We start from the raw sequence: 21267 nt of genomic DNA on the forward strand, positions 1-21267 counted from the left end.
AGAGGAAGGAGAGGATTGAGTATGAGCAATATTTTATCAGAAGTACACCCTGAGCTTGTTGCGGAATGGTCGGATAAAAATCTGCCGCTTACTCCGTATAAGATTACATACGGCTCAAACAAAGTCGTTTGGTGGAAAGGCGCTTGTGGTCACGAATGGAAAACGAGTGTTAAGGCTCGTTCAAATGGCGAAAACTGCCCAATCTGTTCAGGCGCAAGAGTGATAGAGGGTATCAATGATTTGGCAACGCTGAAGCCGGCGCTGGCTGCTGAATGGTCAAGTAAGAACGATCCGCTAAAGCCGACAATGGTAACAATAGGCTCTCATAAGAAAGTGATTTGGCAAGATAAATATGGTCACGAATGGACGGCAACGGTTAAGAGCAGGGCGTTAAACGGCACAGGCTGCCCGTATTGCTCTCATAATAAAATCTTAGTGGGATTTAATGACCTTGCCTCACAGCGCCCTCAAATCGCTTCTGAGTGGTCTGAGAGAAATTATCCGCTAAAGCCTGATATGGTTACGGTCTTTGCAAATCAGAAGGTATGGTGGAGGTGCAGCAAAGGACACGAGTGGAACACACTTATTTCAACTCGTTCAGGCGGAAGCGGGTGTCCTTATTGCAGCGGTCAACTTCTGCTGAAAGGATTTAATGATTTCGCTACGACACACCCTCAGCTTGCACAGGAATGGTCGGATCGGAATCTGCCCCTTACGCCTGATATGATAAACGAAAAGTCTCGCAGAAATGTCTGGTGGAAGTGCAAAGAGTGCGGATATGAATGGCAGTCTGTTGTCTATGCCCGTGTAAAAGGAACGGTATGCCCTGTTTGTGCGGATCGGGCGGTTATGGAAGGGTATAATGATTTAGCAACGACTGACGCACATCTTCTTTCGGAATGGGATTATGAAAAGAACAAAGATATTTCCCCAAACAAAATATCAAGGCACTCAATGCAGAGCGTGTGGTGGAAATGTTCACTCGGACACTCGTGGAAGGCAAAAATTTCAGAAAAAGCGATTGAAGGAAAAGGCTGTAAGGTGTGTGAAAAAGACTATCTGACGGTTTTTCCGAAGCTGGCAGTTATGTATTATGCAGCGAAGAAGCGCATAAAGGTACAGACGGATACGGATAAGATTATCGGCATACCGCTTGAAATCTATTTTCCTGAAGAAAAAGCAGCGATTGAAACGGTTAGTCAGACAGAGAAAGTAGAAACCTTGAAAGCATACCTTTGCAGGAAACGGGAGATCAAACTGATTAAAATCCCATTTACATTAGAAAGCAGCGAAATCGACTTCGCTATGAAAATCAAAAAAGCGTTTCGCAGCTTACATATTTTCATAACCTCGAATGAAGATGAGGATACAGTGTTTATCCGGCAGAGGTTTTTTGAATGGAGAAAAGGACAGATAAAATAAAGGAGACGATTTGATGAAAGACAGGCAATTTCATATCTATCTTGATGACGAGGAGTACGGACAAGTTTTGCAGGCGTTGATCGACCTTAAAAATAATCTGATAGCGCAAGGCAGATATACAGACGCAGTAGATGATGTCCTTATCAAATTTACAAAAGCACGAAAGAAAAAGATTACCGTCCAGTACATCTAAATAAAACCGCAACTATGCCGCTTGTTTCTCTACGGAGAAGCGGGCGGCTTTTTGTCGTTTCAGGAGCAATTTTCAAGGTCAAAAAAATTTTTTTCAAATTTTTTTCGGAAAAGGGGTGATTTTGGGTGTGCATTTTGCCCCCCTTTGTCCAAATGAGTGAAGGGGTTATTTTCCCGCAGGGGATTTCCCCCTTCAAAGTACCTTGAAAATTGAATAGACAGGCGCTAAGGACATTAGTTCTGATGAATAGCCCGAAGGTGGGTACGCCGTGACTTTTCCTATTGATATACGGAGAACGAGCGAGAATCCCCGACCTGAAATTCAGCTTGCTACTGAAACGGCAATGACAGTCAGAATGATAATGATACTTCTCTACGGAGCTGGCGGAGTACCCGGCAGAGGTGAGATTCCTATGATACGGTTTCGCAAACCGTAACCTTAGTGCTTCCCGTACAAAGCAAATCGCTTTCCGCAGGGGGTGTTGAGAACAAATGCTGCGGTCTTTACATAGCCGCCTCTTATTGAGGCAGGCTGTGAAATCTATGAAAGGAGGTAAAGCCGGAGATGTCAAACTGCAAGACGATTGCGGTATGCAATCAAAAAGGCGGTGTGGGCAAGACCACGACTACGGTTAATTTAGGCATTGGACTTGCTATGCAAGGGAAAAAGGTGCTTCTGATTGACGCTGATCCGCAAGGAGATTTAACGACCTGTCTCGGCTGGAGGGATACAGACAGCCTTTCCGTAACGCTGACAGAGAAGCTTCAGGCAATCATATCGGAGCAGGAGCAAAATCCCTTTGACGGTATCCTGCAACATAAAGAGAAGGTAGACCTTGTACCGTCCAATCTCAGCCTATCGTCATTGGAAATGACGCTTGTAACGGCGATGAGCCGAGAAAGCGTCCTGAAGAATTATCTGAGCCTTGTAAAAGACAAGTACGATTATGTCCTTATTGACTGTATGCCGAGCTTGGGTATGATTACCTTTAACGCTCTAACGGCGGCGGACAGCGTGATTATCCCCGTTCAGGCGCAGTATCTTCCCGCTAAGGGAATGACGCAGCTTTTGGGGACGATTGCGAAAGTGAGGAAACATACAAACGCCGATTTGAAAATCGACGGTATTCTTCTGACGCTTGTGGACGGAAGGACAAATCTTGCGAAAAGCACAGTGGAAGCGCTCAGGGAGAATTTCGGCAGCCATATCAGGATATATAGATCAATGATACCGGCAGCCGTAAAAGCCGCAGAGGTATCTTCTAAAGGCACAAGTATCTACGCCTATGAGCCGAACAGTCCGGTGTCTAAGGCTTACGCCAGTTTCACAAAGGAGGTGTTAGCCGATGGCAGGCAGAAAGAGCGACTTCACGCTGCCCACGAACACGCTCGATGAATTGTTTTCCTCTCAGGAGGAAAGGGACGAAGCGAAGCTGTCAAAAATCAGGGATATTCCGCTTGAGGAAATCGACGATTTCCCCGACCACCCGTTTCAGGTGCGGGAAGATGAGGATATGTTTCAGCTTGTGGAAAGTATCAAAGAGCGTGGCGTGATTACTCCCGCTACCGTAAGGCAGAAGGAGGACGGAAGATACGAGCTTATTTCAGGACACAGGCGAAAAAGGGCTTGTGAGCTTGCCGGATTTGAAACGCTCAGATGTGAGGTGGTAGACCTCGACCGTGATGAAGCGACGATTTTAATGGTCGAAAGCAACTTCCAACGGTCGCAGATACTTCCCTCGGAGAAAGCTCACGCATATAAAATGCGGCTTGACGCTATGAAAAGACAGGCAGGCAGACCGAGTAAAGAAAATGGTGCAACAGTGTTGCCCCATTTACAAGGCAAAAAAAGTCGTGAAATTCTTGCCGCAGAAAGCGGCGAAAGTCACGAACAAATCCGAAAATATATCCGCCTCACAAACCTTGTTCCCGAACTGCTTGAATTTGTGGACGAGGGCAGGATTAAAATGCGCCCCGCCGTTGAGCTGTCCTATCTGAACGAGGACTGCCAGAGGGATTTGGTGGACGAAATCGACTTAAACGACTGTACCCCGTCCCACGATCAGGCAATCCGTATGCGGAAGTTTTTTGAGGAAGGCAAGCTGACTACGGAGGCAATCTCTGCGATTATGAGCGAGGAAAAGCCGAATCAGCGTGAGAAGATTGTTTTGCGTGGGGACAGGGTGCGAAGCCTGATACCGAAAAATATCCCCATCAACCAAACGGAGGAGTATGTCTGCAAGGCGCTGGAGCATTACAACAAGTTTTTGCGTAACCGTGCCGAGCGTGACAGCAGGTAAGCTGGAGTGTGTTTTTCTTCTTCCCCTTCCTCACACTCCAACCCCTAAACTACCTGACTATCCGAAAGAATAAATCTATCTCTCCTGATTACAGCTATCTCACCTAACGCAATCTATCTCAGGGAAACGCACCATTCCAAAGCACAGGAGGTATGCCCTATGATGTAAGATTAACCTTCGTTTCACACCTTTGCCTGAAACGCTGTTTCGCATTACAATGGCGGCAGAAAAGGAGTGAAGCGCAATGAAAACAAAAACGATTGCTTTTTTAACGGCTCTTTTGCTGATCGTGCTTGCAGGCTGCAACAATGCCCCGCCGAATGAAGATAAGCCGCAGCCGTTTTCTTTTTCGGAGAGTGTTCAAAGTGCCTCTGAATCCGAAGCGCCTGCGGAAAAGGAAAGCAAGGAGGTTGAAACAACGCCTGAAGCCGTGCAGGAAGCAAAGCCGGAAAAGCAGGAAGAAACGACGGAAACGGATACGGTCAGCACCGAACAGCCTCAGACTGCTTCTGTAACCGGGCAGGCGGCACAGCCCGCCGAACAACCCGATAAAGCGGACAAGACCGAACATTCCATATCCACACCGCAGCCGGATATTCCAAAAGAAAGCGAAACGCCTGCGCCGCCTGAAACGGAAGAAACGCCGAGCGAAACCGACTTTGACATTAACTACTGGATTTCCTTTGCAAAAGACTACGCTCAGAGCGTGGGGCTTCTGTTAGACAGCGAGGCGGTTTACTGTTGGGATAATCCGATCTGTGCCGGAGCGCACTGCAAATATCTTGAAAGAGATATTCACAGCCGCTTGGATCGGTACAAGGCTGACGAAGAAATCACAGCCGTATGGATTTGGGCGGAGGAAGTCTCTGACGGAATCTACGACATCTATATCGGCTATGCTTAAATTTAATATTCCATTTTGAGGACGCACCGAAAAAAACGGTGCGTTTTTTCATTTCAAGGAGGATTTCAGATGAAAATTAAGAAACCAAAACGCATTATGTCGCTGTTTCTTGCGGCGCTGATGTGCGTGACTTCCCTTGTGGGAATGGGTACGACCGCCTATGCCGCAGAGGAAACGGACGATGTGTACCTTATCTCGTTCCCCCGTGACGGGGACTCGAATTACAACGCCGAATGGGGACACGGCAGCCATACCTTTATGAACGGCTGGAAAACAGGCACTTCCCGTTATACAACCGTCCGTGCGATGGGATCATATACGGGAAATATCTGCTACTGTATTGAGATCGGCGTCCCGCAGCAGACCGGAGACAGCTATACCAAAAAGGGCGAGGATTTTTGGGACAACTACCCTTCGTCCTATAACAGCACCATTTCTCCTGACGATATTAAGCTGTTCATCGGTCGTATCTTCCAGTACGGCTATACGGGAACAATCTCAACCTCGTGGCGTTCTCAGAACGAGGGCGGCGATAAGCTGGCTCACGCAGTCGCTACACAGCTTCTCATTTGGGAAACCGTCATCGGCGAGCGTGATGAAAACTTTAACAAGGTCAGCACAGGCGGCAAGGACGCTGTTATGGATCAGATTAGCCGCAGCCACCCTCTTTATGACAAGATTATGAGCTACTACAACTCAATGGCGGCAAGTGTGCAGAAGCATTCCAAGCTGCCGAGCTTCCTTTCCAAAACGCCGGGGAGCGCACAGGAAATCGAGCTTGAATGGGACGGCTCTAAATATACCGTTACGCTGACGGACAGCAACAATGTCCTTTCGGGATATAAGTTTTCGTCCAATGATTCGGGCGTTCAGTTCTCCGTAAGCGGAAACAAGCTGACGATCACTACCGAGAAAGCGCCGAGCGACGGGCTGACGATTACCGCAGAGAAAACGGCGCAGAGAAAGGGCGTTATCACTTGGACGGACGGTATCTATGGACCGAACGGCGGTGTGCAGGATACCGTAACCTATGCTCAGACTGTCAATGATCCGCTCAAGGGCTTCCTCAAGCTGAAGGTATCTTACGGCTCGGCGAAGATTGTGAAAACCAGCGAGGACGGAAAGGTGGACGGTATCTCCTTCCGTATTCAGGGAAATGGTATTGATAAAACCGTTAAGACAGGAAACGGCGGTCAGATTCAGGTCGATAACCTAATGCCGGGAGTATATACCGTAACCGAGCAGGAATATGACAGATACGAGCCGCAGGAGTCCCGCAGAGTAACCGTAGTTGCGGGGCAGGTTGCGACCGTCAACTTCAACAACACGCTGAAGCGTGGCGATATTGAGGTCATCAAATCTTCGGAGGATAACTTCAATGAGGGCGTGACCTTCCATCTTTACGGCACATCGCTCTCCGGCATTGCCGTGGACGAGTATGCGGTTACGGATAAAAACGGTGTGGCGACCTTTGAAGATGTGCTGATCAGCGGCACTACGCCGTACACCATCGAGGAAGTGGATACAGCTATTCGCTATGTCGTTCCCGAAGATCAGACCGCACCCGTCAAGTGGAATGAGGTCACTACCCGCAATTTCACGAATATCCTGAAGAAGTTTACCGTTACCGTGACCAAGAGCGACGCTGAGACGGGAACGGTGCAGGGAAACGCCTCGCTTGCAGGCGCAAAATACGGGATTTTCAAGGGCGAACAGCTCATCGACGAATACTATACCGATGAAAACGGTCAGTTTACCACAAGAGAATATATCTGCGGTGCGGACTGGACGATCAAGGAACTGGAGCCGAGCGAGGGCTATTTGCTCGATCCGACCGTCCACAAGGTCGGCGCAGAGCCGGAGCTTTATACCATTGAGCATAACCAGACCGCAAATGATGTAAACGAACAGGTCATCAAGGGCAATATCGCCATTATCAAACATACGGACGATGGCGAAACACAGATTGAAACGCCCGAAGAAGGCGCAGTTTTTGAAGTGTATCTCAAGTCCGCAGGCTCTTTTGCGAACGCAAAGGAATCCGAGCGTGATACGCTCATCTGCGATGAGAACGGCTTTGCACAGACAAAGGATATGCCTTACGGCACATATACCGTCCATCAGGTATCCGGCTGGGAAGGCAGGGAGCTGATGGATGATTTTGATGTGTTCATCGCAAAGGACGCCCAGACTTACCGCTATTTGATTAACAACAGCAATTTTGAAAGCTATATCCAAGTAGTCAAGGTGGACGCAGAAACGGGCAAGACCATTCCCTATGCGGGTGCAGGATTCCAGATTTATGATTCGTCCGGCAATCTCATCACGATGGAGTTTACCTATCCTACCCCGACAACCGTTGACACTTTCTATACCGACGCTAACGGCTCGCTCGTAACGCCGGAAAAGCTGCCATACGGTCAGGGCTACTCTATCGTTGAGGTACAGAGTCCTTATGGATATGTCCTTGATTCCACACCCGTCTATTTTGATGTAACGGAAGAAAATTCTTCTGAGGAAAGCGGGGTAACAGTGATTAAAGTTGAAAAGACCAATATGCCGCAGAAAGGCACGATCAGCATTGAAAAGACGGGCGAGGTATTCTTCGGCGTTTTGGTAAGCGGCGGGACAGATGAAAACGGGCAGGAGCTTCCCGTTATCTATCAACCGATCTATGAAACACAGGGGCTTCCCGATACCGTTTATGAAATCCGTGCCGCCGAAGATGTGGTAACGCCAGACGGTACGCTGAGGTACAGCAAGGGCGAGCTGGTCGATACGGTTACGACCGATGAAACCGGCTTTGCAAAAAGCAAGGAACTCTATCTCGGAAAATATGAGGTAAAAGAGGTCAAGGCAGGCTATGGAATGGTGCTGAGCAGTGAAGTCCATACCGTAGAACTCATTTACGCCGGACAGGATGTAGCCGTGACCGAAACGGCGACTTCCTTTGTCAATGAACGGCAGAAGGTTGAGGTCAGCCTTGAAAAAGCGCTGGAGACAAACGAGCTGTTCGGTATCGGCAATAACGGAGAAATCAAAAATATCAGCTTCGGCTTGTTCGCCGATGAGGAGCTTGTGTCCGCAAGCGGCACTTCCATTCCGAAAGACGGTCTGCTTGAAATCATCACGCTTGATGAAAACGGCAGAGCGACCGTAGGGACTGACCTACCTTTGGGCAGCTATTATGTAAAAGAGCTTGCGACGGACGAGCATTATCAGCTCAGCGGCGAAAAATATCCCGTTGTATTTGAGTATGCGGGACAGGAAGCCGCAACGGTTGTGATTGCCGTAAATGACGGAGAGCCGATGGAAAACAAGCTGATTTATGGCTCGGTGTCCGGCAAAAAGGTGGACGAGAACGGCGAGGGACTCGGCGGTGCGCTCATTGGTCTGTTTAAGAGCGATGATGTGGAATTTACCGAAGAAAATGCCCTGATGACCGTCGTATCCGGCGACGATGGCAGCTTCTCCTTTGAGAATGTGCCTTACGGAAGCTGGTATATCCGTGAGATCAAGCAGCCGACCGGATTCGTGCTTGACGAAACGGTCTATGATGTGAACATCTCAGAGAATGAGCAGGTCGTTGAGATTGAAATCGTCAATAAGCTGGTGCGTGGCAACATCGCTCTTATGAAGGTGGACGCTGAATATACCGATACGAAGCTGACGGGCGCTGTGTTTGAGGTCTATAAGGACTCCAACGATAACGGCGAGCTGGACAGCGAGGACGAGCTGATCGGCACACTGACCGAAAAGGAAATCGGGCAGTATGAAATGAACGATCTGCTCTATGGGCGCTACTTCATTTTGGAATCAGCAAGCCCGGATTCGTATATCCGTGACGAGGGCGTATATGAGGTATTTATCGACACGGACGGTAAGACCTATCAGGTGGAAAACACAGAGGGCAAAGGCTTCGCAAACGAGCCTATGCGTGGAAACCTGAAAATCGTGAAAACATCGTCTGACAGAAAGGTGGAAGGTTTTGCTTTCCGTATTACCGGAGAGAACGGCTATGATGTTACCCTTGAAACGGACGAAAACGGTGAGATCTTCCTCGAAGGTCTGCGAATCGGCGAATATAAAATTTCCGAGGTGAACAATTCGGCTTCCGCTATGTATATCCTGCCTGCCGACAAGGAGGCAGCGGTACAGACAGGCTCTACCACGGTCGTTGAAATGCACAATGAGCTGCGGGATACGCCGAAAACCGGAGATGACAGCAAGCTCGGTCTTTGGCTTGCCCTTGCGGGCGTATCGGCGGCTGGCATAGCAGCCTGCGGTATCATTGGCTTTAAGAAAAAGAAGAAAAAGGAGGATAACTGATGGAACTGAAAGCGATCATCGGAATTGCTCTGGTTGTCTTTATCGTAGGCGGCTTTATCTTTTTGCAAATCCGTAACAGAAAGAAAAAGTAAGAACTTATGCGGGGGCGGGGCTTAAAAACTCCGCCCCCTTTTCTATTTTGGGAGGCTTAAATGAGAAATCTGAAAACGATTGAAAACCGAGTGCTTTCGGTGTTAAAGGAACACCCCGAAGCACGAAATGACGATATGAAGCTGTATCTGCTCGTCAGCAAGGCGTGTATTTATGATACCCACGGTATCAGCCGTTTCAGCTTTGAAGATGTGATGAGCAATTACAAGGCTTACGGTATCCCCTGCTTTGAGAGTATCCGAAGGACAAGGCAGAAGATTCAGGCGAAATATCCTGAACTCGGCTGTTCCCCCGAAGTACGCAGGGCAAGGCACAAAATGCAGCGTATCTATTCAGACTACGCTAAAAGCTAAGATGGGAGGTAAAAGAAAATGGCAGCTAAGAAAAGCGCAAACACCGCTTTGCAGCAGAAAGTAAAGGTGCTGGCGAAGCTCTATGATTCCGGCTGTAAAACCGAAAAGGATTTGAAGGCGCTGAGCCTGCAAAGCATTTTGAAAATTCCCGATATATCCGTTTCCGATATGACGGTTATCACAGAACTTCAGGAGCAGATCGCAAAAAACAGGCTCTTTTCCTATTTGGGAGGCGCTGATGATGAACAGAAATCAGAGGAAAACACGATTTAGGCAAAGAAAAGGAGCAGACAGAAATGGCTTTTACAATCCGACCGCTTCATACGGACGAACAAAAATACACTTACAGGCAGAGTACGCAGATCGAGGGACAGACCGGAAGTATCGGTTATCTTCGTGGCGACTTCGGCGCAGGCGGCAAAGAGTTCTTTTCCTCTTGGTTTGACCACAGGCGGGATTTGAAAACGGACGAGTTCAAAAGCGAGCTGGACGAGGTTATCAACGCCCTGCGTTCGGAAGAATACGGGCTGTTAAAGAGCCGCACGGCTATGGCGCAGTATGCGGGGAAATATCCCGACAGCGCCTTTCAGGGCAACTATGCGACCGAGTACGGTTTCCGTGCCGACACCGAAAAATACAGCTTCCTGATACGGTGCAATCCTGCCCGTGGGGATTACAATTTTTACTGCTACTGCTATGTGCGGGAGTGGCTCGACCACCATATCGAAAAAGCGAGCCGTGGAATCCGCTTTATCACGCCGGATTACAAAGAAAAGTTCCGAATCCCCGACGGGGATAAAATCAGGATCACTTTAAGCGACGGAGAACAGCTTGACCGCACCTGCCGGTATATCAATGACAACTATTTGGAAGTTGGCAGCAATCTCTATCACATCTGCGAGTTTGCCGAACGGATGGAGCAAAACGGCAATACCGTGATTCCGCTCCGTTCCTCTCTGCCGGAGCAGTGCTATGTGTTCGTGCAGACGGAAAACTGCGTCGGCATTGTCAAAAAGGGCGAAAGCGGATTTTACCGCACGGATATTCAGGGAGGCAAGCCCAGTGAAACAAACGCTCTTGTGAATGAGATGAATGAAAAGCTCGGCTTGTCGAAAGGTCAGGCAGAGGCAATGAAGGCAGGCTCAATGTTCGGTTGGGATACCCCTGCCGCCGATCCGAAAAGCTATGATAAAAACGGTATTCCCGTAAGACCGAAACAGAAAGACTATGAAAGATAGGAGGTGCATAACCGATGGCACGAAAGTACGACCTGATTTCCGAACTGTACCGCCGTACCGCACACGCTGTTGTTTCCGATGTTCAGAACTGGCAAGCCTTTTTGCGCTGCGCCTGCCGGAACTATCGTCTGCGCTTTGACGAGCAGCTTCTCATCTACGCTCAAAGACCGGACGCAACGGCGGTATTGGAAATCGAGCGCTGGAACGACAAATTTGGGCGTTGGGTAAACCGTGGCGCTAAGGGTATCGCCGTATTTGAGGACGCCGACCGGAGCAGGCAGCGCTTAACCCATTACTTCGATATTTCTGATACCCACGCAAGCCGCTATTCCCGCCCCGTCCCGATTTGGGATATGAAGCCGGAATATACGGACGATGTGATCGAATCCCTTGAAAATACCTTCGGCGAGCTGGAGAACAGGGAAAGCCTTGCGGACGCAGTTCTGAGCGCCGCTAAAAACGCCGTGGAAGATAATATCCCCGACTATTTGGGCGATCTGATGTATGCCGCAGATGACAGCTTCCTCTACGGTCTTTCGGAAGATATGATTACCGCTATGTATAAGAAGGCGGTAACAAACAGCGTGGCGTATATGATGATGACAAGGCTTGGGATAGATACCGAACGCTTCTTTGAACGGGAGGATTTTTCCGACATCACAAATTTCAATACGCCGGAAGCCTTGAACGCCCTCGGTATTGCGTCAAGCGATATTGCAGAGATGGGGCTTGGGGAAATCTCCCGTACTGTTTTTGCTCTTGAAAGGCAAAATCGCATCATTGCAGACAGAGAAAAACCCGATTACAATAAGGCTGAAAATAAAAGCGAAAGGAGCTTTGAAAATGAACGAGCTGACATACACAATGCAGGGCGATTACAATCTTCCCGACCTGACAATGCCCGAACAGCCGGAGGTAACTTTGGGAAGGTACGCTCAGATGAGGCGGAAATTTCTCAAAGAACACCACAAAATCCGGTACTACAATCTTCTGACGAGCTGCACCCTGACACAGCATTTAGCAGAATTAGAGCAGACAGCGATGAAGCTGGAAGAAACCCTGATGAAGCAGATGGCGGCGCAGGAGGGCTTGACCGAGAGCCTGAAAGCGGCGGATATGATGAAGTGGGTACAGGGAATGAACAATCTGAGGAACAGAGTGCAGGAGATCGTGAAAGCGGAGATCATCTTCGCTTAGATTATTACGACCGAAGCAACGAGGACAAGAGCCTGCCGTTTTTCGGCGGGGACGATACCATTCGTGAAATCCTCGGTACAACGCCCCACCTGAAAGCCTCGAAAGAGGAAATTCGTGCTTTCTATGAAAGCAATCCCGATAACGCCGCCCGTACCGAATATATCAAGGGTATTTTCAATAACGATTATACTGAACTGATTTTGAGCGACGGGCGGCGAGTCGGGTACAAAACTTGGCAGAATGTGCTTCAGCTTTGGGAGGGTAGCTATCTGTCCCGCACAAAGCAGAGCTTCTATGATTGGGGCGTAATCGCACAGCATTTTGAAGCAATGCGGCTGCTCGGCGAATTGCAGGATACGATGAAGCCGTTACCTTCCGTAGATGGACAACTGAACTTTTTGGATATGCAGGCAGAGGAAAAAACCTCTGCTTTTTCTTTTTCTCAGGAGATTATCGACGCTGTTCTCACCCGTGGGAGCGGCATATCTGAGGGAAAGTTCCGTATCTATGAGCAGTTTGAAAAAAGCTTGTCCACAAAGGAAAACGCCGATTTTCTGAAAGACGAATACGGTTGGGGCGGCGCTTATCCTGTTATTGTCGGCGCAGGCATTGACGAGCAGCACGACGGGAAAGGCATTTTGATCTCAAAAGGCATTGGGGACGATAAGCCGCATATCCGGCTGAATTGGAATCAGGTAGAGAAGCGGATTGCCGAACTGATACGCCTCGACCGTTATCTCAATCCAAAGGAAAAAGAGATTTACCCGCAGTGGCTTGAAAAGCAGGAGGAACGCCGAGCGGAACTTGCCGAAGAACAGAGAAACCGTGAAATCCTCTACTCTGCTCCAACCGAACTGGAATCGGCGCAGGCGGCTGAAAGAGAGCCGCAGCAGGAAGCACACTACGCCTATCATCTCGGCGATACGGTATATATGGGCGCTGACGAATACGAAATCCTTGCCTTTGATGATAAGCGTGTCGTTCTTCACGATATGCAGTATCCGTTATTCCAAAAGGAATTGGAACGGGCGGAATTTGACCGCAGGGTGCGGGAAAACCCGATGAACGACCACTTGAAGGTAACGAATCAAACGGCGGTTGCAGAGCAGCAGCCTCGTTTCAATTCTATCGAGTTTGAAAAGCTCATTCCCCATAATATGCGTTTCAAGGAAACCGCTTTGGTAAACGGCAATGAGATGTATTGGGTAACGCAGGAGATTTTTACTGCCGGGGATTTAAGAAAGTTCCAGCGGGCTGTTCAGAGCTACAACGGGGATATTAAAAAGTTTTATGTTACACCCCGTGATCTAAGCCCGTCCTACTCTTTTGAGGAGGATATGGAAAACAAGGTTTTGGCAGTTATCACGCCCGACACTATCCTGCAAGACGATTATATTCAGGCTGTCCGAAGCGAAGGACTCGGCGATTACCTTCAGCCGGAGGAAAAAGCTGATTCGGCTGAAGCGCCTGCCTTTGACATTGGTATGGGGTATCTCGGAAACGGTCTTACCGTCTGGAACAGAGCCGTTGAGGAAAACGGCGATTACCAAACGATTGCTCATATCAGCAGCGAGGGCGAAATCCGCTACTATGTGGACGGACTGCCCGATGATGTAGTGTCAAGGATTGAGCAGGCGGCGGCACGGGAACAGCAAAAAGCGTTGTTTTCTGCCGCTTATAAAGTCGGAGACAGAGTGTATTTGGACGGAAAGCCTTTTGAAATCACACGGGTAGATGACTGGAATGTGGAGTTGATGGATCGCTCTGTGCAAAATCCGCAGCCCCGTTTGGAGCAAAAGGACAGCTTTATGCGGCTTGTTCAGCAGAATGAGCGCAGCAGCTTTACGGACGCTTACCGTGAGTACAGCGAAATTAAGAGTGCTAATCCCGACAGCCTTGTGCTGTATCAAATGGGCGATTTCTTTGAAGCCTACGGTGCGGACGCACAGACCGTAAGCGAAGCGATGGAGCTGAATCTTGCTTCCCGTTCTATCGGCGGCAATCAGCGGACACAGATGTGCGGCTTTCCGGCAAACCACTTGGAAACTTATGTCAATATGCTTCTTGACCGTGGCTTTGATGTAGTTGTTTCTTCCCTTGAAAACGGAGAGCGCAGCACCCGAAACATCGTATCGACCAATAAGGAAGATCCGGTGCAGTCGAAGCCGGTCGGCAGGATCGACTATCTGCACACGGACGGGACGGTGCGGGAAAGCGTTGAATACACCAGCCCCTATCAGTTGGAAAAGGATATAAAGGAAGAAAATTACTACGGCGTTCCTTTTACCGTCGTTTTCTATAAGGATAAAGACGGGAATACCATACCGCAAAATTTTATCAGCGAGCTTGATCCGCCGCCGCAGGGCATAGAAATCATTGATTCGCCCTACCTTGCAACCGACAGGGCAGATGAAATGCTCAGACAGGCGGAGCAGATTGCAGGAGAAAATACGCTCCCGCCCGACGAGAGATTTTTCGTCATTGAAACCGATGACGGTTATGCCATTTGGGACGATTTGACGGAAGCGATCTATATCGACGATGAGGGCGTCAGTGAGGAGTTTAAGAGCGAGTGGCAGGCAAACGACTACTTGGAACAGGTCAAGAAATCTGTTTCTGAAAAGGAAGCTGCCGAATGGCTTTATGTGGAACGGGCAAAGCAGAACACATCTGCTAAGCAGCCTGAGCAGAAAGAAGCCGAGCCATTTACGCCTGCTTTCAGCCAGCCGAAGCGCTCACGGGTACAGACCTTTGATCTGCACCCCGATATACCTATGTCCGAACGGCACACCTTTGACCTTGCTTCCCACGAAGTGCCGGAGGCTGGCAAAAAAGAACGCTTCCGCAGGAATATGGCGGCAATCAATGTGCTGAAGGAATGTGAGTTTGATAACCGCTTTGCAACGCCCGAAGAACAGGAAATCCTTTCGCAGTATGTCGGTTGGGGCGGTATTCCAGAAGCATTTGATGAAAACAATTCCTCGTGGGCGGACGAGTTTATCGAGCTTTACACTGCCCTTTCTCCCGACGAGTATGAAAGCGCAAGGGCAAGCACCCTGACCGCTTTCTATACCCCGCCCATTGTCATTTCCTCGATCTACAAGGCAATGGAGCAGATGGGATTTAAGGAGGGCAATATCTTAGAGCCTTCCTGCGGTATCGGCAACTTTATCGGTATGCTGCCCCATTCAATGCAGGACAGCAAAATCTACGGCGTGGAGATTGATAAGATTTCGGCGGGGATTGCACAGCAGCTTTATCAGAAAACCTCTATAGCAGCGCAGCCGTTTGAGGAAGCAAATATCCCTGACAGCTTTTTTGACGCCGTGATCGGCAATGTGCCGTTCGGCGATATTCGAGTGAATGACAGGAGGTATAACAAGCATAACTTTTTAATCCACGACTACTTTTTTGCGAAATCCTTAGACAAGCTCAGACCGGGCGGTGTGATGGCGCTTATCACAAGCAAAGGCACGATGGATAAAGAAAATCCAGCCGTGCGGAAGTATATCGCACAGAGAGCCGACCTGCTCGGCGCAATCCGCCTGCCTAATAACACCTTTAAGGGGAACGCAGGGACAGAGGTTGTTTCGGATATTTTGATATTACAGAAGCGGGACAGACTTATTGACCTTGAGCCGGAGTGGGTACACCTGAACACCGATGAAAACGGCGTGAAGATGAACGCCTACTTTGTCGATCATCCCGAAATGGTATTAGGCGAATGGAAAACCGTGTCCGGCAGATTTGGCGAAGAAGATACCGTTGTCCCTTATGAAAATGCCGACCTTGCCGAGCTTTTGGACGAAGCAATCTCTAATATCCACGCAGAGATTACGGATTACGAAGTGGACGAGGAACTGACCGAAGAAGATAACTCCATTCCCGCTGATCCCGAAGTCCGCAACTTTTCCTATACGGTTGTGGACGATATAATCTATTACCGTGAAAATTCCCGAATGACGCCGGTGGAGTGTTCAGCTACGGCTGAAAACCGGATCAAGGGTATGATTGCTATAAGGGACAGTGTTCGCAGCCTGATTGAAATGCAGACCGCAGACTATCCCGATTATGAAGTCGAAAAGGAACAGCAGAAGCTCAATGCGCTTTATGATACCTTTTCCAAGAAGTACGGGCTGATCAATTCCCGTGCGAATGTGTCCGCTTTTTCGCAGGACAGCTCCTTTGCCCTGCTTTCCGCACTGGAGGTGCTGGACGAAAACGGGGAGCTGGAGCGCAAGGCGGATATGTTCACGAAGCGGACGATCAAGCCCCATACACCCGTTACCTCGGTTGATACCGCCAGTGAAGCGCTTGCCGTATCTATGGGCGAAAAAGCCTATGTGGATATGGAATATATGTGTTCCCTTACGGGCAAGACCGAGCAGGAAATCTACGAGGAATTAAAGGGCGTTATCTTCCTAAACCCGATGTACGGCTACGGAAACAGCACCGAGCGAAAGTACCTGATGGCGGACGAATATCTTTCCGGCAATGTGAGAGAAAAGCTCGCTTGGGCGAAAAAATCCGCAGAAGTCTACCCCGAAGATTACAAAATCAATGTAGAGGCGCTCGAAAAGGTACAGCCGAAAGACCTGACTGCCAGCGAGATTTTCGTACAGCTCGGCACGACTTGGCTGCCTGAAGAAATCGCACAGCAGTTTATGTATGAGTTTTTGGATACGCCCGTTTATGCGAGATGGAATATCAAAGTCCACTACTCAAAGCTGACGGGCGAATGGAATGTGGAAGGAAAATCCTATGACCGTGGAAACCTGAAAGCCTACAACACCTACGGCACAAAGCGGGTAAACGCCTACAAGATTATCGAAGATACGCTCAATATGAAAGATGTGCGTGTCTTTGACTATATGGAAGATGATGAGGGCAAAAAGAAAGCTGTACTCAATAAAAAGGAAACCGCTATCGCCCAGTCGAAGCAGGAGCTTATCAAGCAGGGCTTTCAGGATTGGGTATGGCGTGATCCCGCAAGACGGGAAAAGCTGGTACGGCTGTATAACGACAAGTTCAACAGTATCCGTCCCCGTGAGTATGACGGAAGCCATATCATTTTCAGTGGTATGAATCCCGAAATTGAGCTTCGGGAACATCAGAAAAATGCGGTCGCCCATATCCTTTACGGCGGCAATACACTCTTAGCACACGCCGTGGGTGCAGGCAAGACCTTTGAAATGACTGCCGCTGCAATGGAATCCAAGCGGCTCGGACTTTGCAATAAATCTCTCTTTGTTGTCCCCAACCACTTAACAGAGCAGTGGGCGGCGGAGTTCTTGCAGCTCTATCCAGCGGCGAATATCTTGGTCGCTACGAAGAAAGACTTTGAGATGAAAAACCGCAAACGCTTCTGCGGTCGTATTGCGACGGGAGATTACGACGCCGTGATTATTGGTCATTCGCAATTTGAAAAAATCCCGATAAGCATTGAACGGCAGAGGGCTGTTTTACAGCAGCAGCTTGACGATATTATTGAAGGGATTGCGGATATAAAGCGAAACCGTGGCGACCGTTTTTCGGTCAAGCAGCTTGAAAAGACGAAAAAATCCCTGCAAACGAAGCTGGAAAAATTAAACGATCAATCAAGAAAGGATGATGTCGTAACCTTTGAAGAACTCGGTATAGACAGGCTTTTCATAGATGAAAGTCATTATTACAAGAATCTGTATCTTTACACCAAAATGAGGAATGTGGGCGGTATCGCTCAGACGGAAGCGCAGAAATCTTCCGACCTTTTTATGAAGTGCCGCTATCTTGATGAGATTACCGGAGGGCGTGGCGTTGTGTTTGCGACGGGTACGCCGATCTCAAACAGTATGGTAGAACTTTATACTATACAACGGTATTTGCAGTACCGAACGCTTCAAGACCACGATTTGCAGCACTTTGACGCTTGGGCGTCGATGTTCGGCGAGACGGTCACGGCAGTCGAGCTTACGCCCGAAGGAACAGGATACAGAGCGAAAACACGCTTTGCGAAATTCAATAATCTGCCCGAACTGATGGCAATGTTCAAACAGGTTGCGGACATCAAAACGGCGGATATGCTCAATCTTCCCGTACCGGAGGTAGAGTATCACAACATTGCCGTGAAACCGTCTCAGGTGCAAAAAGAAATGGTCGCCTCTCTCGGTGAACGAGCCGAAAAGATAAGGGGCGGCAATGTGGATTCCAGCGTGGATAATATGCTGAAAGTTACAAACGACGGGCGGAAGCTCGCCCTTGACCAGCGAATGATGAATCCAATGCTGCCCGATGAAGAAGGCAGTAAAGTCAACGCCTGCGTGAACGAGGTGTTCCGTATATGGGAGGAAAACAGCGATAAAAGGCTGACGCAGCTTCTATTTTGCGATCTCTCCACTCCAAAGGGCGCAGGCGAATTTTCCGTCTATACAGACATACGAAAAAAGCTGATCGAGCGTGGTATTCCCGAATCGGAAATCAAGTTTATCCACGAAGCGGATACCGAAACAAAGAAGCAGGAGCTGTTCAAAAAGGTGCGCCGTGGCGAAGTGCGAATCCTGATGGGCAGTACGCAGAAAATGGGAGCAGGGACAAATGTGCAGAATAAGATCATCGCTTCCCACGACCTTGACTGCCCGTGGCGACCTGCCGATCTGGAGCAGCGAGCCGGACGGACGGTGCGGCAGGGCAACGATAACCCAAAGGTCGGTCTGTACCGCTATGTTACGGAAGGCACTTTTGACGCATACTGCTGGCAGCTCGTTGAGGGCAAGCAAAAGTTCGCAAGTCAGATTATGACGAGCAAATCGCCCGTGCGTTCCTGTGAAGATGTGGACGCTACGGCTCTTTCCTATGCGGAAATTAAAATGCTTGCGGCGGATAATCCGCACATCAAGGAGAAAATGGACTTGGATATTCAGGTGCAGAAGCTGCGCCTTTTGAAGTCAAATTATCTCTCCGAAAAATATGAGTTGGAGGACAAGATCATCAAATATTACCCGACAACAATCGCCCGGACGAAAGAAACGATTGCGGGGCTGGAAAAGGATATATCGCTTGCAAAAGAACACCCGAAGCCTCTTGACGATACCTTTGTAGGGATTGAGGTTAAGGGTGCTTCTTATTCCGAAAAAGCGGAAGGCGGTCAGAAAATCATTGACGCCTGCAAGGAGATGACCTCGCCCGATCCCGTCCCTCTCGGCAAATACAGGGGCTTTGATTTGGCGCTTTCCTTTGATACCTTTGAAAAAGCCTATCAGGTAAAAATCAAGGGCAACCTTTCCCGTTCCGTCTCTTTAGGCACGGACGCTATCGGCAATATTACCCGAATCGACAATGCCATTGAGAAAATCCCTGAACGGCTGGAGGCGAAAAGCAGGGAGCTTTCAACTCTCGAACAGCAATTCGCCACTGCGAAAGCAGAGGTTGAGAAACCGTTTGACAAGGAAGAAGAACTGACCGAAAAGACAAATCGGCTCAATGTCTTAAACGGCTTGCTCAATGTGGATAAGCGGGAAAATGAGCTGGTGGACGGTGCGCCGGACGAGGGCGACAGCGTACCAGTTCCAAAGGACAGAGCCTACGAGCGATAACTTTCTTAGCGGTATGGGGGAAATCTCATACCGCCTTTACATAGTAAGTTCTCTGAACTGCTGTGTCAGTAAAAATAGAACTGTGGCTTCCTTGTGCGGGCAGTGATTTGTCTTTATAATATGAGACATCATATAAAGAAAAGAGGTAAAACCCGATGGAAGAAAACTGTTCTATCAAACTGTTTGAAAGCGATCTTGAAAGTATGCTGTCTCAGGTACTCGCTAAAGCCCGTTCCCGTGATGAGAAATTGAAGGCTGCAAAGGAAAAGGCAGTAGAGCTTAAACATCAAAACGAGAAACTCAATGCTGTTTTGGATTTGGAAAAGCCATCTGCTCTTACCGAAGAAGAATGCAAACTTTTAATTCAGTATCTGCTTGCAGAAAACAATGTTGTATTGGAAGAATACCGCATTTGTTATATGCGAGGGCTGATGGACGGAATGGAAATCAAAAAAATTGTAGAGTGAAAGGTTACATAGCCGCTTGGTTTTACAAAAAATCAGGCGACTATATCTATCACGGCAAGGTGGAAAAAGACAGAGTAAAGTGATATAATAAAGTGGCTTTTTGAGAGTCAATGTCAAGAAAACTGAGGTTATTTTCCTATGAAAAATATTTTGATTCACGGCTTGGGACAAAACAATAGGGATTGGGATACCATTAAAACTGTGTTGGAAGCGAGGGGGATTTCCTCTATCGCTCCTGATTTATTTGACCTTGCAAGAGGCAGGAAATTAGACTATCCCACAGTATATCAGGCGTTCAGCGAGCTGTGCGAGTCTTACAAAGACAAACTAAATCTTTGCGGGCTTTCCCTCGGCGGTCTGCTTGCGCTCAATTATGCTATCCAGTATCCGAAAAAAATAAACTCTCTTGTATTGATCGGAACGCCGTTTGAGATACCGAAAGGACTGCTGAAATTTCAAAACTTCGTATTTAAGCTTATACCCAAATCTGCATTTCAAAGTATGGGCGTAAGTAAAAAAGACTTTATTCGTTTGAGCAAATCAATGGCGGAACTGAACTTTATGGAGTCGGCGGCAACGCTCGATTGCCCTACTCTTATTCTTTGCGGCGCAAAGGATAAAACGAATATGGAGAGTGCTAAGCGGTTTCACGAAGCAATGAAAAACAGCAAGCTGGTCATCGTGGAAGATTCCGGTCACGAAGTAAACAAGGATAATCCTCGAAAGTTAGTTAGTATTTTGCAAGACTTTTGGGTAGATAATTGATGAAGTAAATCCTGAATGGAGACAGAAAGATGAAATATGTAGTAGACGATAAAAAATTGAACGCAGCAACTTTTATTGCTTTCGTCAATCAGGTATGGCAAGGCAGTTACGATGTTGAAAAAACGCAAAGTGCATTGTCTAAAACAATCAATATTACCGCTTATGATAATGAAGTGCTGATTGGTTGTTTGCGTATTCTTACAGACGGATATTATTTCGGCACGATTACAGAGTTGCTCGTCCTTCCTGAATATCAAAAACAGGGAGTAGGCAGTAAACTCTTGCAACTTGCAAAGGATAATACCCCTACTATGCTGTATTTTGGAGCGCAGCCGGGGATAGAAAAGTTTTATGAAAAGAATGGTTGCAAAAGAAGTTTGCAATCCTATGCGATTGAAAAAGAACGGTCATAACGAAT

Annotated in this window: 15 protein-coding genes; 14 read left to right on the forward strand and 1 reads right to left on the reverse strand. The window is 48.3% G+C overall.

Going from position 1 to position 21267, the window contains the following annotated elements; translation table 11 throughout:
• Positions 1-21: 21 nt before the first annotated feature.
• The 9 genes from ACI0CA_RS04340 to ACI0CA_RS04380 all read left to right on the forward strand — a co-directional run bounded on the left by ACI0CA_RS04340 (position 22) and on the right by ACI0CA_RS04380 (position 10849).
• On the forward strand, positions 22-1422 hold the full coding sequence (locus tag ACI0CA_RS04340; RefSeq protein WP_446806529.1) for a zinc-ribbon domain-containing protein: 1401 nt from the start codon (positions 22-24) through the stop codon (positions 1420-1422).
• Between the two features lie 13 nt (positions 1423-1435).
• Positions 1436-1615, forward strand: coding sequence for a hypothetical protein (locus ACI0CA_RS04345; RefSeq protein WP_196854528.1), 180 nt, complete (start codon positions 1436-1438; stop codon positions 1613-1615).
• 564 nt (positions 1616-2179) lie between these two features.
• Positions 2180-3010 (forward strand): ParA family protein, encoded by an 831-nt coding sequence (locus ACI0CA_RS04350; RefSeq protein WP_197049469.1) that lies wholly within the window; start codon positions 2180-2182, stop codon positions 3008-3010.
• On the forward strand, positions 2961-3914 hold the full coding sequence (locus tag ACI0CA_RS04355; protein ID WP_197049468.1) for a ParB/RepB/Spo0J family partition protein: 954 nt from the start codon (positions 2961-2963) through the stop codon (positions 3912-3914). Before ACI0CA_RS04350 ends, ACI0CA_RS04355 begins: the two co-directional genes overlap by 50 nt.
• 244 nt (positions 3915-4158) lie before the next feature.
• On the forward strand, positions 4159-4818 hold the full coding sequence (locus tag ACI0CA_RS04360; protein ID WP_197049467.1) for a hypothetical protein: 660 nt from the start codon (positions 4159-4161) through the stop codon (positions 4816-4818).
• Positions 4819-4887: 69 nt separating this feature from the next.
• Positions 4888-9147, forward strand: a complete 4260-nt coding sequence (locus tag ACI0CA_RS04365) for a SpaA isopeptide-forming pilin-related protein (RefSeq protein WP_197049466.1) — start codon at positions 4888-4890, stop codon at positions 9145-9147.
• A 152-nt stretch (positions 9148-9299) separates the two neighbouring features.
• Complete coding sequence (locus ACI0CA_RS04370) at positions 9300-9611, forward strand: hypothetical protein (RefSeq protein ID WP_197049465.1); 312 nt, start codon at positions 9300-9302, stop codon at positions 9609-9611.
• A gap of 18 nt (positions 9612-9629) precedes the next feature.
• Entirely contained in the window at positions 9630-9884 is a 255-nt protein-coding gene (locus tag ACI0CA_RS04375) for a hypothetical protein (protein WP_173728689.1), read from the forward strand.
• Positions 9885-9907: 23 nt separating this feature from the next.
• Positions 9908-10849: a hypothetical protein gene (locus ACI0CA_RS04380; RefSeq protein WP_197049464.1), complete on the forward strand. Its 942-nt coding sequence runs from the start codon at positions 9908-9910 to the stop codon at positions 10847-10849.
• Here the strand turns inward: ACI0CA_RS04380 and ACI0CA_RS04385 are convergent.
• On the reverse strand, positions 10837-11013 hold the full coding sequence (locus ACI0CA_RS04385) for a hypothetical protein (RefSeq protein ID WP_419573901.1): 177 nt from the start codon (positions 11011-11013) through the stop codon (positions 10837-10839). The two genes, ACI0CA_RS04380 and ACI0CA_RS04385, sit on opposite strands and share 13 nt — an antisense overlap.
• A 733-nt stretch (positions 11014-11746) precedes the next feature.
• Here ACI0CA_RS04385 and ACI0CA_RS04390 point away from each other — a divergent pair.
• The 5 genes from ACI0CA_RS04390 to ACI0CA_RS04410 all read left to right on the forward strand — a co-directional run bounded on the left by ACI0CA_RS04390 (position 11747) and on the right by ACI0CA_RS04410 (position 21262).
• On the forward strand, positions 11747-12046 hold the full coding sequence (locus ACI0CA_RS04390) for a TnpV protein (protein WP_412191312.1): 300 nt from the start codon (positions 11747-11749) through the stop codon (positions 12044-12046).
• Between the two features lie 1808 nt (positions 12047-13854).
• Entirely contained in the window at positions 13855-19617 is a 5763-nt protein-coding gene (locus ACI0CA_RS04395) for a DEAD/DEAH box helicase family protein (RefSeq protein ID WP_419573946.1), read from the forward strand.
• A 155-nt stretch (positions 19618-19772) separates the two neighbouring features.
• Positions 19773-20084: a DUF6664 family protein gene (locus ACI0CA_RS04400; protein WP_197049462.1), complete on the forward strand. Its 312-nt coding sequence runs from the start codon at positions 19773-19775 to the stop codon at positions 20082-20084.
• A 138-nt stretch (positions 20085-20222) separates the two neighbouring features.
• A complete protein-coding gene (locus tag ACI0CA_RS04405) occupies positions 20223-20849 on the forward strand; it encodes an alpha/beta fold hydrolase (RefSeq protein ID WP_197049461.1) in 627 nt (208 codons plus the stop codon).
• Positions 20850-20878: 29 nt separating this feature from the next.
• Positions 20879-21262, forward strand: a complete 384-nt coding sequence (locus tag ACI0CA_RS04410; RefSeq protein ID WP_446806528.1) for a GNAT family N-acetyltransferase — start codon at positions 20879-20881, stop codon at positions 21260-21262.
• Positions 21263-21267: the final 5 nt, after the last annotated feature.

The organism is Hominenteromicrobium mulieris (genome assembly GCF_046197855.1).
GTDB classification, from domain to species: Bacteria; Bacillota; Clostridia; order Oscillospirales; family Acutalibacteraceae; genus Hominenteromicrobium; species Hominenteromicrobium mulieris.